The sequence below is a fragment of the Allobosea sp. 10N428 genome (assembly GCF_056394545.1).
This window is the reverse complement of the sequence record NZ_JBFTIC010000003.1, coordinates 523,285-539,632: the sequence shown is the minus strand read 5'-3', so window position 1 is coordinate 539,632 and position 16,348 is coordinate 523,285. Positions and strand designations below refer to the sequence as shown.

The 16,348-nt window shown below is 66.2% G+C and carries 15 protein-coding genes; 6 read left to right on the top strand and 9 right to left on the bottom strand.

The window, feature by feature from the left end; all coding sequences use genetic code 11:
• Positions 1–36: 36 nt before the first annotated feature.
• Both carB and AC1DDA_RS12825 read right to left on the bottom strand, forming a co-directional pair.
• Positions 37–3,384 carry a carbamoyl-phosphate synthase large subunit gene (carB, locus tag AC1DDA_RS12830; RefSeq protein WP_476796019.1) on the bottom strand — a complete coding sequence of 1,116 codons (3,348 nt, stop codon included), beginning with the start codon at positions 3,382–3,384 and terminating at the stop codon, positions 37–39.
• Positions 3,385–3,525: 141 nt separating this feature from the next.
• Positions 3,526–4,752, bottom strand: coding sequence for an MFS transporter (locus AC1DDA_RS12825; protein WP_476796018.1), 1,227 nt, complete (start codon positions 4,750–4,752; stop codon positions 3,526–3,528).
• 151 nt (positions 4,753–4,903) lie between these two features.
• Here AC1DDA_RS12825 and AC1DDA_RS12820 point away from each other — a divergent pair, with 151 nt between their 5' ends.
• The 4 genes from AC1DDA_RS12820 to AC1DDA_RS12805 all read left to right on the top strand — a co-directional run bounded on the left by AC1DDA_RS12820 (position 4,904) and on the right by AC1DDA_RS12805 (position 8,446).
• Positions 4,904–5,293, top strand: a complete 390-nt coding sequence (locus AC1DDA_RS12820) for an ArsR/SmtB family transcription factor (RefSeq protein WP_441512109.1) — start codon at positions 4,904–4,906, stop codon at positions 5,291–5,293.
• 97 nt (positions 5,294–5,390) lie between these two features.
• Positions 5,391–6,452: a class I SAM-dependent methyltransferase gene (locus AC1DDA_RS12815; RefSeq protein ID WP_441512110.1), complete on the top strand. Its 1,062-nt coding sequence runs from the start codon at positions 5,391–5,393 to the stop codon at positions 6,450–6,452.
• 130 nt (positions 6,453–6,582) lie between these two features.
• Positions 6,583–7,917: a hypothetical protein gene (locus tag AC1DDA_RS12810; protein ID WP_476796017.1), complete on the top strand. Its 1,335-nt coding sequence runs from the start codon at positions 6,583–6,585 to the stop codon at positions 7,915–7,917.
• Between the two features lie 124 nt (positions 7,918–8,041).
• On the top strand, positions 8,042–8,446 hold the full coding sequence (locus AC1DDA_RS12805; RefSeq protein ID WP_476796016.1) for a GtrA family protein: 405 nt from the start codon (positions 8,042–8,044) through the stop codon (positions 8,444–8,446).
• A gap of 31 nt (positions 8,447–8,477) precedes the next feature.
• On the opposite strand, the gene AC1DDA_RS12800 is transcribed toward AC1DDA_RS12805, so the two are convergent.
• From AC1DDA_RS12800 to AC1DDA_RS12785, 4 genes are all read right to left on the bottom strand, one after another.
• Positions 8,478–9,314 (bottom strand): peptidoglycan-binding domain-containing protein, encoded by an 837-nt coding sequence (locus AC1DDA_RS12800; RefSeq protein WP_476796015.1) that lies wholly within the window; start codon positions 9,312–9,314, stop codon positions 8,478–8,480.
• A 128-nt stretch (positions 9,315–9,442) separates the two neighbouring features.
• Positions 9,443–9,913: a hypothetical protein gene (locus AC1DDA_RS12795; protein ID WP_441512114.1), complete on the bottom strand. Its 471-nt coding sequence runs from the start codon at positions 9,911–9,913 to the stop codon at positions 9,443–9,445.
• 4 nt (positions 9,914–9,917) lie between these two features.
• A complete protein-coding gene (locus tag AC1DDA_RS12790; RefSeq protein ID WP_476796014.1) occupies positions 9,918–10,712 on the bottom strand; it encodes a hypothetical protein in 795 nt (264 codons plus the stop codon).
• Positions 10,713–10,848: 136 nt separating this feature from the next.
• Positions 10,849–11,541 (bottom strand): class I SAM-dependent methyltransferase, encoded by a 693-nt coding sequence (locus tag AC1DDA_RS12785; RefSeq protein WP_476796013.1) that lies wholly within the window; start codon positions 11,539–11,541, stop codon positions 10,849–10,851.
• 150 nt (positions 11,542–11,691) lie between these two features.
• Here AC1DDA_RS12785 and AC1DDA_RS12780 point away from each other — a divergent pair, with 150 nt between their 5' ends.
• Positions 11,692–12,951 (top strand): class I SAM-dependent methyltransferase, encoded by a 1,260-nt coding sequence (locus AC1DDA_RS12780; RefSeq protein WP_476796012.1) that lies wholly within the window; start codon positions 11,692–11,694, stop codon positions 12,949–12,951.
• Position 12,952: 1 nt separating this feature from the next.
• On the opposite strand, the gene AC1DDA_RS12775 is transcribed toward AC1DDA_RS12780, so the two are convergent.
• Positions 12,953–13,861, bottom strand: coding sequence for a DMT family transporter (locus AC1DDA_RS12775; protein WP_476796011.1), 909 nt, complete (start codon positions 13,859–13,861; stop codon positions 12,953–12,955).
• 91 nt (positions 13,862–13,952) lie between these two features.
• On the opposite strand from AC1DDA_RS12775, the gene AC1DDA_RS12770 reads away from it, so the two are divergent.
• Positions 13,953–14,885: a LysR family transcriptional regulator gene (locus tag AC1DDA_RS12770; RefSeq protein WP_441512119.1), complete on the top strand. Its 933-nt coding sequence runs from the start codon at positions 13,953–13,955 to the stop codon at positions 14,883–14,885.
• Between the two features lie 105 nt (positions 14,886–14,990).
• On the opposite strand, the gene AC1DDA_RS12765 is transcribed toward AC1DDA_RS12770, so the two are convergent.
• Together AC1DDA_RS12765 and AC1DDA_RS12760 are read right to left on the bottom strand one after the other, a co-directional pair.
• Entirely contained in the window at positions 14,991–15,416 is a 426-nt protein-coding gene (locus tag AC1DDA_RS12765; RefSeq protein ID WP_476778965.1) for a group III truncated hemoglobin, read from the bottom strand.
• 50 nt (positions 15,417–15,466) lie between these two features.
• The gene (locus AC1DDA_RS12760) at positions 15,467–16,285 is read right to left on the bottom strand and encodes a prephenate dehydrogenase/arogenate dehydrogenase family protein (RefSeq protein WP_476796010.1); all 819 of its coding nucleotides are present in this window, start codon (positions 16,283–16,285) and stop codon (positions 15,467–15,469) included.
• Positions 16,286–16,348: the final 63 nt, after the last annotated feature.

The window sequence follows — 16,348 nt, the reverse complement described above, 5'->3', positions numbered from 1 at the left end:
TTCCGCTCAATCCTCGTTCGCCACGAACGGCCTGTCTCAGGCCGCGCGTTCGAAGTATGACTGCAACGATCGTACTTCGAGATCGCCGCTGCAATAGGCCTTGATGCCCTCCGCCGCAGCGATCGCTCCGGCCAAGGTGGTATAATAGGGCACCTTGTGCAAGAGGGCTGTTCGACGGAGCGAACGGGAATCCGCAAGCGCCTGTGGACCCTCGGTGGTGTTGAAGATCAGCTGGATCTCGCCGTTCTTGATCGCGTCGACGACATGCGGCCGGCCTTCCAGAACCTTGTTGATCCGCGCGGCATCGATGCCCTGTTCCTGCAGCAGGCGTAGCGTGCCGCCGGTCGCGACGATCCGGAAGCCGAGATCGGCCAGGATGCGGACGGCCGGGACGATGCGCGGCTTGTCATCATCACGCACCGAGACGAAGACCGTGCCCTTGACCGGAACCTTGGAGCCGGCGCCGAGCTGGCTCTTGGCGAAGGCCGTGTCGAAGGAGCGGTCGAGGCCGATGACCTCGCCCGTCGAACGCATCTCGGGCCCGAGCAGCACGTCGACGCCCGGGAAACGCGCGAAGGGGAAGACCGCTTCCTTGACGCCGACATGGTCAAGGCTGGCCGGCTTCAGGCCGAAGCCCGCCAGTGGCTCGCCGGCCATGATGCGGGCGGCGATCTTGGCGATAGGCTGGCCGATGACCTTGGCGACGAAGGGCACGGTGCGCGAGGCGCGCGGGTTCACTTCGAGGACGTAGATATCGCCGTCCTTGATGGCGTATTGCACGTTCATCAGCCCGCCGACATCGAGCGCGAGCGCCATCGCCTTGGTCTGGCGCTCGAGCTCGGCGATGGTCTCGGCCGAGAGCGAGCGCGGCGGAAGCGAGCAGGCCGAGTCGCCGGAATGGATGCCGGCTTCCTCGATATGCTCCATGATGCCGGCGATGAAGGCGTCCTTGCCGTCCGCGAGACAGTCGACATCGACCTCGATGGCGTCCGATAGGTAGCGGTCGAACAGCAGCGGGTTCTTGCCGAGGACTGTGTTGATCTGGCCGGTCTTGTCGTTGGGATACTTCGCCTTGACCTCGGAGGGGATCAGCGAGGGCAGGGTGCCGAGCAGATAGTCCTCGAACATCACCTCGTCGCGGATGATCGCCATGGCGCGCCCGCCGAGCACGTAGGAGGGGCGGACGACGAAAGGCAGGCCCAGTTCGCCCGCAATGATGCGGGACTGCTCGACCGAATAGGCGATGCCGTTCTTCGGCTGCTTGAGATGCAGCTTGTCGAGCAGGCGCTTGAAGCGGTCACGGTCCTCGGCGAGGTCGATCGCGTCAGGCGAAGTTCCGAGGATCGGGATGCCCGCCTCTTCCAGAGCATTCGCGAGCTTCAGCGGGGTCTGGCCGCCGAACTGGACGATGACGCCGTGCAGCGTGCCGTTCTGCTTCTCGGTCTCGAGGATCTCGAGCACGTCCTCGGCGGTGAGCGGCTCGAAATAGAGCCGGTCGGAGGTGTCGTAGTCAGTCGAGACTGTTTCCGGGTTGCAGTTGACCATGATGGTCTCGTAGCCGGCGTCGCGCAGGGCGTAGCAGGCATGGCAGCAGCAATAGTCGAACTCGATGCCCTGGCCGATGCGGTTCGGGCCGCCGCCGAGGATGACGACCTTCTTGCGATCGGAAGGATTGGCCTCATCCGCCGCCTTGCCGGCGAAAGGCATGGCATAGCTCGAATACATGTAGGCGGTCGGCGAGGCGAACTCCGCCGCGCAAGTGTCGATGCGCTTGTAGACGGGGCGGACGTCAAGCGATTTGCGCAGCGCCCTGACCTCGGCCTCGGTCTTGCCTGCAACTGCGGCGAGGCGCTTGTCCGAGAAGCCCATCGCCTTGATCTGGCGGAAGGCGCCGGGTGTCTGCGGCAGGCCGAACTTGCGGATCTTCTCCTCGGTCTCGACGATCTGGCGCATCTGGGCGAGGAACCAGGGATCGATCTTGCAGCTCTCGTGGATCTCCTCGTCGCTGAAGCCGAAGCGCATGGCTTGGGCGACGTGGAGGATGCGGTCCGGCGTCGGAATCGAGATCGCCGCCTTGATGGCGTTGCGGTCGTCGCCATGGCCGAAGCCCTCGATCTCGATCTCGTCGAGCCCGTCGAGGCCCGTTTCCAACGAGCGCAGCGCCTTCTGCAGCGATTCCTGGAAGGTACGGCCGATCGCCATGGCCTCGCCGACCGACTTCATCGCCGTGGTCAGCGTCGGCTCGGAGCCCGGGAACTTCTCGAAGGCGAAGCGCGGGATCTTGGTGACGACGTAGTCGATCGTCGGCTCGAAGGAGGCCGGCGTCGCGCCGCCGGTGATGTCGTTCTCGATCTCGTCGAGCGTGTAGCCCACGGCCAGCCGCGCCGCGACCTTGGCGATCGGGAAGCCGGTCGCCTTGGAAGCGAGAGCGGACGAGCGCGAGACGCGCGGGTTCATCTCGATGACGATCATGCGCCCGGTGGCCGGATCGATCGCGAACTGGACGTTCGAGCCTCCGGTCTCGACGCCGATCTCGCGCAGCACCGCCAGCGAGGCGTCGCGCATGATCTGGTATTCCTTGTCGGTCAGCGTCAGCGCCGGCGCGACGGTGATCGAATCGCCGGTGTGGACGCCCATCGGATCGAAGTTCTCGATCGAGCAGACGATGATGCAGTTGTCCTTCTTATCGCGGACCACCTCCATCTCGTATTCCTTCCAGCCCAGCACGCTCTCCTCGATGAGGACCTCGCTGGTGGGGGAGGCGTCGATGCCGCGCTCGACGATGTCGATGAACTCGCCCTTGTTATAGGCGATGCCGCCGCCCGTGCCGCCCATGGTGAAGGACGGGCGTATGATCGCCGGCAGGCCGATATCCTCGAGCGCGTCGAGCGCCTGGCCGAGCGTCTTGATGTGGTGCGAGCGCGGGGTGTCCAGGCCGATCTTGGTCATGGCTTCGCGGAAGAGCTCGCGGTCCTCGGCCTTGTCGATGGCCTCGGCGGTGGCGCCGATCATCTCGACGCCGAACTTCTCGAGCACGCTGATCTTGCTGCCATCGGGCTGGACGATCGACTTCTTGTTGAGCGAGAGCGCGCAGTTCAGCGCGGTCTGGCCGCCCATGGTGGGCAGCAGCGCGTCGGGGCGCTCCTTCTCGATGATCTTGGCGACGATCTCGGGCGTGATCGGCTCGACATAGGTCGCATCGGCCAGGTCCGGATCGGTCATGATCGTCGCCGGGTTCGAGTTGACCAGGATGATGCGGTAGCCCTCGGCCTTCAGCGTCTTGCAGGCCTGGGTGCCAGAATAGTCGAACTCGCAGGCCTGTCCGATGATGATGGGGCCGGCGCCGATGATCAGGATGGACTTGATGTCTGTGCGCTTGGGCATGATCTCGACCGGTCTTGCGGGCGCGCGCAAGGCCGGTCCGATCGGGCGAGCGGAGGCCTGGCGAGCGTCTGAATGAATGCTAGGCGCTCGCTATAGACGGGCAAGGCGGCGGAAGGAAGCTAAAAGCGCTTCGGTCCTTGCTCAACGCACAGGCCGCGGTGCCGAAGGGGCGAGATCGATCTCCAGCGGGCGCGGCGAGCGACGCTCCAACCGGCGCTTGCGCTGCATGGCGATGAAGAGGACGGCGAGCGCTGCGATCTCGCAGGCGGCGCCGACGAAGCCGAGCGGCCAGGTGCCGGCATGGCGCATCACTTGCTGGCCGAGCGCGGCGCCGGCCGCGATGCCGAAATACAGTGCTGAGGCGTTGAGCGAGAGCGCGACCACGGCTGCGTCCGGCGCCATCGCCGCGAGCCGCGACATCTGCGAGGGATGGCCAGCCCAGCCCGCCGCGCTCCAGATCAGCAGCACGAATGGAATCGGCCAGATCGCCAGTTCAGGGGGCAGGCTGACGGCGATCAGCGAAGCCGCGAGCAGCGCCGCAGCCAGCACGGTCAGCACCACGGTGAGCGTGCGCTCAGGGCCGAAGCGGTCGCTGGCTATGCCGCCGAGCTGGTTGCCGATGGCCGAGCCGATGCCGGAGACGACGAGCGTCGCAGCGAGCCAGGGGCCGACGATGCCAGTGTGGTTGGTCAGGAAGGGGGCGATATAGGTGTAGAGGACGAAGGCGCCGGTGGTCCACAGCATGGTCGTGGCCAGCGCCAGCAGCACGTCGCCGCGGCCTGCGACCTGGAGGCGCTCGCGCAGCGTGTTGGTGCCGCGCGGCAGGCCCCGCGGCAGCTTGACGAGCAGGCCCGCCAGCGAAAGCGCGCTGAACAGCGTCACGATCAGGAAGGCGAGGTGCCAGCCGCCGAAGCCGACGACGGCGGTGCCGATCGGGATGCCGAGAATCAGCGAGACCGTCATGCCTCCGGTGACCAGCGCGATGGCGCGGCCGCGCCGCTCCGGAGCGGACACCGCCACCGCGACGGCGTTCGCCGCCGGCATGAAGACGCCGGCCGAAAGCGCCATCACGATGCGGGCGCCCATCACCACCCAGAAGTCGCTGGCGAAGGCGGCGCCGAGATTGGCAAGGCCGAACACCGTCATCGCTCCGACCAGCACGGCCTTGCGGTCGGCGTCTCCGAGAACGGTGGAGAGGATGGGTGAGCCGATCGCATAGGCGAGCGCAAAGATCGAGATAAGCAGGCCGGCGGTGTCGACCGAGACGCTCAGGCCGTTGGCGAGATGGGGCAGAATGCCGGTGACGATCAGGCTGCCCGTGCCGATGGCGAAGGCGCCGCCGGCAAGCGAAAGAAGGCGCGTATCCATGGGAATGATCCTTGCGGATGATCGCTGTTTCGGAGTCAGGCTTCGAAATTCAAGGATCGTTGAATTAATCCAGCCCGACAATTGCCGCAAGGGTAATTTCAATGAATGTTGAATATTGTCAGGAGCGCGGGGATCGCCTATCTCGTCGGTCATGAAGCCGGTTTTTCATCCCGATATCGAGGATGTCGCGCCCGCCGACGTGTTCGCTGCGCTGGCCGATCCGATCCGGCTCGGCATCCTCGTCGCGCTCGCCGATGTCAGCGAGGTCGACAAGGCGCGCTGTAGCCATTTCACCGCCTTCGCCTCGCCTTCGCTGCTGTCCTATCACTTCGCCAAGCTGCGCGAGGCCGGCATCACTCGCATGCGGGTGGAGGGGACGTCACGCTATCTCAGCATCCGGCGCGACGAGCTGAACCAGCGCTTTCCTGGGCTGATCGACAGCGTGATCGAGACCGCGCGGCGCGATCCTGACCTGCCGCGGCTCGGCCCCGAATGGCTTTCAGGCGGCGATGAGGCGCAGGGTTCCACTTCGCCCCGTTGACAGCGGTCCATCCGGGTTTAGCGTCCTCTCTTCCGCGATGGCGTCGAGCCGGATCGCGACGCGGCACCGGCCACGCCCGAACACGAGGAGCATGGCCATGCGTGCAGCCGACCCTCAGAAACTCGATGCGCTGGTAGGACGTCTCGTCGGTGACGTCGGAGCCTCCGTCACGGGCGCCCTGATCGTGCTGGGCGACCAACTCGGCCTCTACAAGGCGATGGGCGATGGCGAGCCCGTCACCTCCCTGCAACTGGCGGAGAAGACCGGCCTCAAGGAGCGCTATGTGCGCGAATGGCTCGCGGGCCAGGCCTCGGCCGGATATGTCGACTACGACGAAGGCAGCGACAGCTTCAGCCTGTCGCCCGAACAGGCCATGGCCTTCGCCGAGGAAGACAGTCCTGCCTTCTTCGCCGGCGCCTTCGAGATCGTCCAGTCGATGTGGGTCGATGAGCCGAAGGTCGAGGAGGCGTTCCGCAAGGGGGCGGGTCTCGGCTGGCATGAACACAGCCAATGCCTGTTCCGGGGCACCGAGCGCTTCTTCCGGCCGGGCTACAACGCGCATCTGACGGCGGAGTGGATTCCGGCGCTGGAGGGCGTCCAGGCCAAGCTGATGCAGGGCGCGACCGTCGCCGATGTCGGCTGCGGGCACGGCTCCTCGACCATCCTCATGGCGCAGGCCTATCCGCAATCGCGCTTCTACGGCTTCGACTATCACGGACCGTCGATCGAGCGGGCGCGAGAGGCTGCCGAGAAAGCCGGGGTCGCGGACCGCATCGTCTTCGAGCGCGCTTCCGCCAAGGACTTCCCCGAGCGGAAATACGACCTCGTGACGATGTTCGACTGCCTGCACGACATGGGCGATCCGGTCGGCGCGGGCAAGCATGTGCGCGAGTCGCTGGAGAGGGACGGCAGCTGGATGATCGTCGAGCCCTTCGCGCATGACCATCTCAAGGACAATCTCAACCCCGTCGGGCGGATCTTCTACGGGGCATCGACGATGATCTGCACGCCGGCCTCGCAGTCGCAGGAGGTCGGGCTTTGCCTCGGCGCGCAGGCCGGCGAGATGCGGCTGCGCAAGGTCGCGATGGATGCGGGTTTCTCGCATTTCCGTCGTGCGACCGAGACGCCGTTCAACATGGTGTTCGAGGTGCGGGCCTGAGGCCTGAATCCGGCGAGGCGCTGTCCGAAGCGTCGCGGACGGCTCTCCAGCGCTCGCGGTCGAAGCGGGTTGAAGCTGCGATCGCAAATGTGCAATGTTATATCATTGTATATCTGATTGGAGCTCCCCTTTGTCTTCGTCTCGCTTCGTCGCAGCCGGCTTCTGCCTCGCCGGCTGCTTCCTCGCTTCCGCGGCCCCTGCGCATGATCATGCGGTGCTGCGCGGGCGCCTCGTCTTCGCCGACCACGAAAAGCCGGTCATCCGCATCCTCGACCTAGACAGCGGCGAGGTGACGCACAGCTTCGACGTTCCGAAGGCGAATCCGGGTTTCGCAGGCGTATCCGGGGGGCGCTACGTCGTGGTCAAGACCGGCGACGAGGCCGGCACGTTGCGCATCCTCGACACCGGGTTGATGGCCGAATCGCATGGCGACCATGTCGACCTCGCCAAGGCCGAGCCAAAGCTGCTCGAGTTCATGACGACGGGTGATCGGCCCGCCCATGTCATCTCGGGGCAGGGCCAGCTCGGGCTGTTCTATGACGGCTTGCGACCCTGGGAGGGCAAGAGCGAGCCCAAGGTGGTGATGCTCGCCATCGACGGCCTTGCCAAGCCGAAGCCCGATATGACGATCTGGCCAAGCCCGGCGCCGCAGCATGGCATCGCCGTGCCGCTGGGCGCGAAGCAATGGCTGATCTCGGTGCCCAACCCCGCCTATGCCGGGGGCGACGACCGCGGGGCCTCGCCGCGGCCCAACGGCTTCGAAATCCTTGAGCGGGCCAAGTCGTCCGCGACGCGAGACGGTTGGAGGCGGATCGCAAACTTCAACGATCCGGCGCGGCCCGATGCCTCTTGCAAGCTCTATCACGGCTACGCGCCGGCGCGCGGCGGGCGGCATCTCTTCGGTTGCGCAGAGGGCGAGGGAGGCGGCGTGCTCGTGCTTTCCAAGGCGGGCAAGGGCGAGACGGCGGGCTGGAGCGCGCGAAAGCTCGCCTATCCCGACGAGCGCCGTACCAGCGCGCTCAAATCCCGCGAGGGCGGACCCCATGTCGTCGGCAATTACGGGCTGAAGGCGCCCTATGATGCGCTGCTGCGCATCGATCCGCATGCCGAGGCGCTCTCCGCCGAGGACGTGCTGTCGGTGCCGGGCGGACAGGCCGTCTGCCAGTTCGAGCTGAGCAGCACCGGCAGCCGGCTTGCGAATCTCACAGCCGACGGCAAGCTGAGGGTCTATGAGGTTGCGCCGGCCTGGAAGGAACTGGCCTCCTTCGATGCCGTCCCGGCTTTCGACTGCGCCTTTGGCGCGAAGACTCCGACGCCCAGCCTCGCCGTGGTCGGCGGCAGCGCCTTCGTCAGCGATCCGACCGGTGGGCGCATCCGGGAATACCATCTCGATACGCTGAAGCAGGGGCTCGACATGCCGGTCGGCGGCATGCCGGCCAATCTCGCCGGCAGCGACGCGGGCTGACGGACCGGACGCGCCGGGTGAAAAATCATTCGCCCGGCGCGTCCGTCCCCTAGCTTTGACCTCATGGCATTTTCTTCACGCGAACCGCTGTCCACTTCGCGCGAAAATGCTCTAGGAAGCGCGGATGCCGTTTCGCCGCTATCCGCGCCAGTTCCGACAGCTCATGGCCTATGTCGTCGCCGGAGGGCTGACGGCGGTCGCGCATTACGGCGTGCTGATCGGGCTCGTCGAACTCGGCCGCATAGACCCCGTTCCCGCGACGCTTGCCGGCTTCGTCGTCGGAGCGCTGGCGTCCTACACGCTGAACCGCTGGATGACCTTCGACGCCACACGCAGCCATGCGCAGGCGGGGTGGCGCTTCGCCCTGATCGCGGCCGGCGGCTTCGTGCTGACCGGCATCCTGATGCATGTCTTCGTGACGCGGGCCGGCTTGCCCTATCTGCCGATGCAGATCGTCACCACCGGCGTTGTGATGGTGTTCTCGTTCCTCGGCCACAAATTCTTCAGCTTCGCCGATCGGGCCAGCTAGCGACGAGGGGGCGTCCCGACGCAGCCCGAACTCAGTCCAGGAATGAGATGTCCTTGCAGTTCAGGCATTTGCCGAGCTCGGAATAGACTTTCACCAGCGCTGCGCAAGAGGCCAGGATGCCGGCGACCAGATCGTCGAGCTTGAAACCTCGCGTGCCGATGAAGGTGAGCTCGCCGAGCTTGTGAAGCAGGTTCTGCGTGGCAACGGCGACCGCCATGCTCTGCTTGGCACATCGCGTCAGGGCCTCGGGCGACTGGTCACAGTTCAGCCGGCTCTGCTTCAGCCGCTCGATGAACTCCTTGGTCGTCTCGCGGATGTTCTCGATGGCGCGTTCCATCACCTGCACGGGGCCCGGCAGGTTCATCGCCTCGCGCAGCTCGTCGATCTTCTTTTCGATGAACTTCGCGAATTCGCGATGCGCCTTCTGATGCGCGGGCAGAAGGTTCAGCATCGCGATGTAGAAGACGATGATGATCGCGATGACGAGCCCGACCACCACGACGACGCCCGGGACGGCGGCGACCGGGCGAAATCCGTTGACCGTGGCGTGGAGCTGGCGCTGATAGGCGATACGACGGGGCCCCTGAATCACCGTGCCGTAGCGGGCTCCGAGTGCCTCGAACTCCGGAAACGTCACGCAGAGGGCATTGACCGAGGCTGCGCCGACGATCCCGTCCGGCCGCAAATCTACCGATTGCTGGAATTCGAGCACGCGCCGACGCGTCTTCTCCCCGAAGATGCCGTCGAGCTTGAGAGCTGCCAGCTTGGTCGGAGGGAACAGGTTCAGAAGGCGCTGAACCTGCTTGACTTCAGGCCCTTGGCTGCCAGCCGACAGCAACTGGCCAGGCCTCAGAATCTTCGACGACATGGCAGCCCCGCCGGCGACGGAGGCGCGACGGCGCTTCCCCAGCATCGTCGATTGAAGGCGCGTGGGCTGCATGTGGCGTCACCCATTTGGATGACTCACACGGTGTATTCCGGCCCCTACGCGCCGCCTTACTGCGGCGGGGCGACGGTCAGCGTGAGCTGGCGGCGGCCGATGCGGCCTTCCTTGTCGGTCGCCTCGATCTCGATGATGTGGCTTCCGCTGGGGACAAGGACCGAAGGCGCGTCGATCCCGGCCGGTGTGATGAAGGGCTTGATCCGCTCGGTGATGTCGACCGGGGGCTGGCGGCGATAGAAGACGCGCACGGTCGCAGGATCGATGGGCACGCCATTGCTCGGCATGAAGCGAACGGCCAGGCGGAAGGGCTTGCCATCGACGCCCTTGTCGGGCGTCGGCAAGGTGTCGATGCCGGGGCCGCGGGTGAGGTTGCGCGTGCTGGCCGGCGCCTTGGCCGTGGTCGGCAAGCCCGCTTCCTCGCGTGTGATGAGCTGAACCGGCTCCGCGGCGTGCGACGCCGTCGACATCGCAGCGGTGGCGAGAACAACACGCAGAATGTGCGGGATGAGCACAGTCTTCATCATCGTCCTATTTCACTCCCAGAATTCCGGCGATGAGGCCGGCGATGGCAGAAATGATGGTACCGGCCATCAGGATGGTGGTTTCGATGGTCTTCAGCGTTTCCATCGGCACCTTGCCATGCACGGCCAGCAGCCCCTTTCGCAGTTCCGGCAACGAGACGAGACCCCGCGCGGCAAGCGCAGCCTGCGTCACGCGCATCAACATCCCCGAGAACATCGAGGCGCCGATGCTCAGCGCGTAGAACGAAGTCTCGCGCCAGGCTGCCAGCCCTTGCGGAAGGAGCGGTATATTGTCGTGCCAACCCAGCAACGCGTTCATGGTCGCGACGGAAAAAATCGCGAAACCTATGGCGATGCCGATATCGAAAGCGAGCAGCCGCGGGCGAAGCCCGAAATAGAGCATGCCGGTCAAGAAGGGGATCCCGATCGAGGCGAGGCGCAGCGCCCAGAGCGGCAGGTCGAGCCAAAGGACGACGGCGCAATAGGCCAGCAGCAGCAAAGTCAGGCCGAAGGGCAGCACCCAGTAGCGGCGGCGTGCGGCGGGGTGGGCGACCGGCGCTGCAGGCCCTGGCGCGTCTGCCGGCTCCGATGCTGCGGGGTCGAGGGCTGCAACGGGTCTTGCAGCCAGCGCGGCGCGGTCCTCCTCTGCGCGTTTCTCGAAGGCGGCGAGCCGCTCTTCGAGCGCACCGAGACGGCGCAGCAAGGGAAGCACGGGCGTCAGGTCACGTCCGCAGCAACGGCAGGACAGCACCCCCGCATTTAGCGTGGCATCGCAATAGGGACAGTTGAACTGGTCCTGCACGGAGCTCTCACGCCTTTGGGGCAAGCCGCGCTCAGAGCCATGTTTGCGTCGCTAAATCAAGATGCCTGATGCATTACAGTTACGGAACTTTAGTATTAGTCGCCATGGCGAGCCGTTGGATGCGCCGTGTTGCGGATCAGGCCGGCTTCATCGCCTTGAACGTCATCCGGTGCGGATTGTGGCCGAAATTCGCGGGCCGCTGCAGGTCGACGAAGCCGGCCTCGCCGATCAGTGCCGAGATGGCCTCGGGCGTATAGGTCGTCAGCCCGTATTGGGCGCGCAACTTGCGGTAGTCGGAAAAGGCGGTGCGGATGAGGCCACCGAGCGCCGCCGTCAGGAAGCCGCCGCGCCAGGCGAAGGCGAGGAGCTGCGATGCGTCGGTGAGCGGGCTGACGTTCGGCGGGATCACGTCGGCGATCACCAGCTTTCCGCCGGGCTTGAGCTTGCCGCGCCAGGTTTCGAGCAGTGCCTTCAGCTCGTCGCGGGAGAGATACTGGACCAGCGAATTCGCGACGACGAGGTCGAGCGATGCCTCCGGCAGGGCCTCGACCTCCTCGGGCGAGACGACCGCGATGTTGTCCTTGCGGCCGAACTTGGCGCGCAGTTTGTCGCGCACACTGGACGCAGCTTCGCAGAGGTAGAGTCGGCCGCAAGCGGAGGCGACGCGCGCGGCGTCGAGCGCCTCGCCGCAGCCATGGTCGAGCACGACGGCGTCACGCGCGGGAACATGCGCGATCAAGTCGCTCGCGATGGCGCGGTAATGCAGCGCCTTGTGGCGCGGCGAGACGTAGATGGAATGTTCGCCGTTCCAGAAATCGCGCCAGGACATGGGCAGTGTCGATCCTCGGTGGCCGCTCGCGGCCGTCATCCGATGACTAGACGCAAGCGGCGTGGCTCCGCAACAGCCGGGGTTCCGGGACGCGTCCGTTTCCGCTTAAGTCGTGAATGCGTCCGCGAGTCGGGGACGCGCGGGAGGGGGATGCCGATGCTGCTGCTGCCGCGATTGCTCAAGGGGTTCGTCCGGCAGGGACGCCTGACTGTCATCACTCCGGACGGGAAGCGCCATGCCTTCGGGCCCGGTCCGGCCGAGATGTTGTTCGCCGGCGTGCGCAAGATGGCGCCGTCCGTCACGGTTCGCTTCCATGACGACCGCATCGAGCGGGAACTCTTCCTCAATCCCGAGCTCGCCCTGGCCGAAGGCTACATGGATGGCCGGATCGACTTCGAGGAAGGCACGATCCACGATCTGCTGACGCTGTTCTGGCTGCAGCGCAAGGAGCTGCGCAAGCATCCGCTGCAGAAGGCGATCCGGCAGGTGCGCTTCCGCATCCGGCGCTGGCGCATGCACAACCCGCTCGGCCTCGCCGGCAAGAAGGTCAAGCATCACTACGACATCCCGACCGATTTCTACCGGCTCTGGCTCGACGACACGATGACCTATTCCTGCGCGTATTGGCACAGCCCCGAGGTGGGGCTGGAGAACGCGCAGAAGGCCAAGCTCCGGCACATCGCCGCCAAGCTCAAGATCGAGCCGGGCATGCGCGTGCTCGATATCGGCTCGGGTTGGGGCGAACTGGCGATCTATCTGGCCAAGGCCTGCGGCGCCAAGGTGACTGGCCTCAACGTCTCGCCCGACCAGATGGCGGCGGCGCAGCAACGCGCCGACGCCGCCGGCGTCGGCGATGCCGTGACCTTCATCAACAAGGATTATCGCGAGCTCACCGGAACGTTCGACCGCATCGTCTCGGTCGGCATGATGGAGCATGTCGGCGTCGCGCATTACGGCGAGTATTTCGAGCGCATCCGGGATTTGCTGACGCCGGACGGGATCGCTCTCGTCCACTGCATAGGCCGCGCCGGGCCGCCCGGCTTCACCGGGCCGTTCTTCGAGAAATACATCTTCCCCGGTGGCTATGCGCCGGCACTGTCGGAGGTGTTCGCCGCCGTCGAGCAGACGGGGCTCTGGTCCTCCGATTGCGAGTTCTGGCGCCGCCACTATCACTGGACGCTCGAAGCCTGGCGCGAGCGCTTCATGGCCAGGCGCGAGGAGGTGGTCGGCATGATGGGCGAGCGCTTCGCCCGGATGTGGGAGTTCTATCTCTGCGCCTGCTCGATCTCCTTCGACATCGGCGGCGACATGGTGTTCCAGCTGCTGCTCGGACCGCACAAGAGCGCCGTCCCGATCATCCGCGACTACATTGCGGATGACGAGAAGGCGCTCGCGGCGAAAGGCTTCTAGGTCAGCGCTTCAGGTTGACCACCACCACGCCGGCCAGCGCCATGGCGCCGCCGATCAGGCCGAAGAGCGTCGGCACCTCGCCGAGCCAGAGGAAGCCGATCAGCATCGCCACCGGCGGGACTGCGTATTGGAAGTTCGCGGCGCGAGCGGCCGGCAGGCGCGAGAGCGTGATCGCCCAGGTGCCGTAGGCGATCAGGCTCGGCACGGCGGCGAGATAGACCACCGACCAAAAGGAGACGGCCGGGGCGACCTGCGCCTGTGCGATTGCGGAAGGCAGGAAGGGCAGCAGCACGAAGCCGCCGATCGCCATGTTCCAGGCCGCGACATGGAGCGGCTTGTAGCGGGCGAAGAGCGGTTTCTGCACGACCGTGGTGATGGCGTTGCAGAAGGCGGCGCCGAGGATCAAGAGCACGCTCATGCCGATCTCGACATCGAGCCCCTTGCCGAGCGCGATGACGCCTATGCCGGCGAAGGAGAGTGCCGTGCCGAGCCAGGCGGTCAGGCTGAAGCGCTCGCTGAGGATCATCATGGCGAGCACGGCCGTCATGATGGGGTTGGTGTTGATGATGAAGGCGGCGGGACCTGCCGGCACGACGCGCTGGCCGAAATTGAGCAGCAGGGCATAGCCCGCGATGAAGATCACGCCGCCGACGAGGAAGCGCCAGATGTCGGCGCGTTCAGGCAGCTTCGCCCGGGTCGCGACGAGGAAAAGCGCGGCGGGGACGCCGGCAAGCGCGAAGCGTAGCGCTGCCATCTCTGCAGGGCCGAAGCCGGCGAGCGCGGCGCGGATCGCCGGGAAGGAGGAGGCCCAGGCCATCACCGTGAAGGTGACGGTGAAGAGCAGCGTGGGGTCGAGGCGCTGGGAACCCGAAGAGGTCAGCGCGGGAGTGGCGCAGCTTGAGGAGGACATGGCGTCAATCCATCGGTGACGAAAGGTTGTTCCCGATAGACGCCTCGGCGAGCTGATTGACAAACGATCAATTCGCGCATGAGCTGTGAGGATGGATCACAGCTCAAACCTGCCGCCGCTCGATACCCTCCGTGCCTTCGAGGCCGCGGCGCGCACCGGCAGCTTCTCGGCCGCCGCCGAGGCCCTGAACCTGACGCATGGCGCTGTCAGCCGGCAGATCGCGAAGCTCGAGCATTGGCTGGGCCTGCGCGTCTTCCTGCGGCAGGCGCGCGGGGTTTCGCTGACGCCGGAGGGCCAGCGTCTGCTCCAGCGGACGCAGGAGGCCTTCGCGTTGATTGCCGATACGTCGGAACGCTGGCGCGAGGCGCGAGGTGCTTCGGTGGTGCGGGTCAGCGCGCCGCCCTCGGTCTGTGCACTCTGGCTGATGCCGAGGCTGGCTGTGCTGGAGGCGGGGACGCCCTCATTGCGGATCGTGCTGCAGGTCGAGCATCGCAAGGTGGATTTCGAGGAGGAGGGCGTCGATCTCGGCATTCGCTGCGGGCGCGGTGGCGCGCCGGACCGGCTCTCACTGAAGCTGTTCGAGGAATGGTGCTTCCCGATCGCCTCGCCGAAGATCGCCGCCGCAATCGGGGAGGGGGCTCCGGAGCGTCTGCTGGCGCAGCCGCTGATCCATGATTCCGACGCCGCCGGCTGGAAGGCCTGGTTCGCGGCGCAGGGGCTGGACTACCGTCCGCGCCCGCAGGATCGGCGCTTCGAGGACTACAATCTGGTCCTCGATGCCGCCGCGCATGGCCTCGGCATCGCGCTGGCGCGGCCGCCTTTGGCGCGCGAGCAACTGGCGGTGGGACGGATCGTCAGGGTCGATGCGCGCGAGGCACTGAACCCGGTTTCCTATTGGCTCGACCGGCCGCTGGGAGCGCTTCGCCCATCGGCTGCGGCGCTGGCTGAGCGGATCGCGCGCGAGGCAGGTGCCGCGCCAGCCGAGAGCGAGGCGTTCCTGAATCGCGAGGCGCGGGCGGCCTGAGCCGTATCTGCGTCATGCTCGACCCGAACATCTCGTGACTAGCAGGTGCCGAAATCCCTTTCGGCCTGAGATTCTCGGGACAAGCCCGAGAATGACGGACTGCATTCAGCGCAAGCTATGACGCGGAGCCGCGAATTCGCCCCGCTGGCTGGCGCGCGCCATCTCGAAGCTGTCGGCGATGCGCCGCGCCCGGACGATGAAGGCCTGCGCGATCTCGGGCGGACAGACCTCGTGCGCGGTGATCTCGAACAGGTCGAGCCAGCGGTCGAAATGCTCGCCTTTCAGCGGCAGGATCAGGTGCGGGCGCATCGGGCGGCCGTTGTAGCGGCCGCTGCGCAGCATCACGCCGCTCCAGAAATCGGTGATCTTGGCGATATGCTCGTCCCAGTCCTCGACGGCCGCTGCGAAGACGGGGCCGATCAGCTTGTCCTGTCGCGCCCTCGCATAGAAGGTGCGGACGAGCTCCGCGATCATCGGCTCGCGCAGGTCGGGATGGGCAGCGCCCGGGTGGGTCAGGGGATTGTCGGTCATCGCAGAGACGTTCGTGTTTCCGGTATTCTCGTAGGGGAGGATCGCAAAGGCTAGGCCTGCGCGACCTCTGCGACCTTGTGAGGCAGGTCGGCGGCCGGCTGTGCTGCTTCGGCATGGCCATCCTCCAGGAACAGCCGCATCTCCTCGGCGAGCGCGAAGAAGCGGTCCCGCACCGCCTTGGCATGTGGGTTTGCGCGCTCGATCGCCATGAAGACGTTGGGTGCGTCGTAGCGGACCATCTCTGTCGCCTGCATCAGGAGGTCGAAGCTCGCCGTCGTCATCGTCCGGGGCAGCGGTTCCATGCGGACCAGGATCTTGGCGATGAGGTGGGTCAGGCCCTGCACCATCGCAACCTCGCGATCATGGGCATCGGCGGTCGTCATGATGACTTTGAGCTTGAGGACGCGGCGCAGGAAGGCGGCGATGCGCGGCGCGCTGCCGCCCCTGATAGGACAGAGCGCGATCCTGAGCCCGGCGAGCCCATTGCGGGCGCTCTGCGGGCCGAAAAGCGGATGCGTCCCGATGATCTCGACATCATCGGGCAGCGCCGCCTGCATGGCGCTGGCCGGGCCGATCTTGACCGAGCCGACATCGAGCACGACGGCGCCGGCCTTGAGATGGGGGCGCAGCACCGAGAGCGCTTCTGGGATCGCCGGGACTGGCACGGCCAGGATCACGAGGTCGCAAGCGGCCGCCTCAGCGGGGCTGACCGGCAGGAGCCCCTTGCCTGATAGGTCCGGTTCGGGCGGTTGCGCGGGGTCGCAGACGCGCAAGGCGAAATGCGGCTGGAGATGACGGGCCATCAGGCGGCCGAAGGCGCCGAAGCCCATGATGCCGATGGTGGAGATGGTGCTGATTTTGGAAGACATCGCTCTGGTCCGGTGGTGGGCCGCGATGCCGGGTGATCTGCCTGAATTCAACCGCCAGCGCGG

Excerpts from the sequence above, each read along its gene's own strand:
- carB (WP_476796019.1), bottom strand. The coding sequence starts at position 3,384 with ATGCCCAAGCGCACAGACATCAAGTCCATCCTGATCATCGGCGCCGGC.
- AC1DDA_RS12825 (WP_476796018.1), bottom strand. The coding sequence starts at position 4,752 with ATGGATACGCGCCTTCTTTCGCTTGCCGGCGGCGCCTTCGCCATCGGC.
- AC1DDA_RS12820 (WP_441512109.1), top strand. The coding sequence starts at position 4,904 with ATGAAGCCGGTTTTTCATCCCGATATCGAGGATGTCGCGCCCGCCGAC.
- AC1DDA_RS12815 (WP_441512110.1), top strand. The coding sequence starts at position 5,391 with ATGCGTGCAGCCGACCCTCAGAAACTCGATGCGCTGGTAGGACGTCTC.
- AC1DDA_RS12805 (WP_476796016.1), top strand. The coding sequence starts at position 8,042 with ATGCCGTTTCGCCGCTATCCGCGCCAGTTCCGACAGCTCATGGCCTAT.
- AC1DDA_RS12800 (WP_476796015.1), bottom strand. The coding sequence starts at position 9,314 with ATGTCGTCGAAGATTCTGAGGCCTGGCCAGTTGCTGTCGGCTGGCAGC.
- AC1DDA_RS12795 (WP_441512114.1), bottom strand. The coding sequence starts at position 9,913 with ATGATGAAGACTGTGCTCATCCCGCACATTCTGCGTGTTGTTCTCGCC.
- AC1DDA_RS12785 (WP_476796013.1), bottom strand. The coding sequence starts at position 11,541 with ATGTCCTGGCGCGATTTCTGGAACGGCGAACATTCCATCTACGTCTCG.
- AC1DDA_RS12780 (WP_476796012.1), top strand. The coding sequence starts at position 11,692 with ATGCCGATGCTGCTGCTGCCGCGATTGCTCAAGGGGTTCGTCCGGCAG.
- AC1DDA_RS12775 (WP_476796011.1), bottom strand. The coding sequence starts at position 13,861 with ATGTCCTCCTCAAGCTGCGCCACTCCCGCGCTGACCTCTTCGGGTTCC.
- AC1DDA_RS12770 (WP_441512119.1), top strand. The coding sequence starts at position 13,953 with ATGGATCACAGCTCAAACCTGCCGCCGCTCGATACCCTCCGTGCCTTC.
- AC1DDA_RS12765 (WP_476778965.1), bottom strand. The coding sequence starts at position 15,416 with ATGACCGACAATCCCCTGACCCACCCGGGCGCTGCCCATCCCGACCTG.
- AC1DDA_RS12760 (WP_476796010.1), bottom strand. The coding sequence starts at position 16,285 with ATGTCTTCCAAAATCAGCACCATCTCCACCATCGGCATCATGGGCTTC.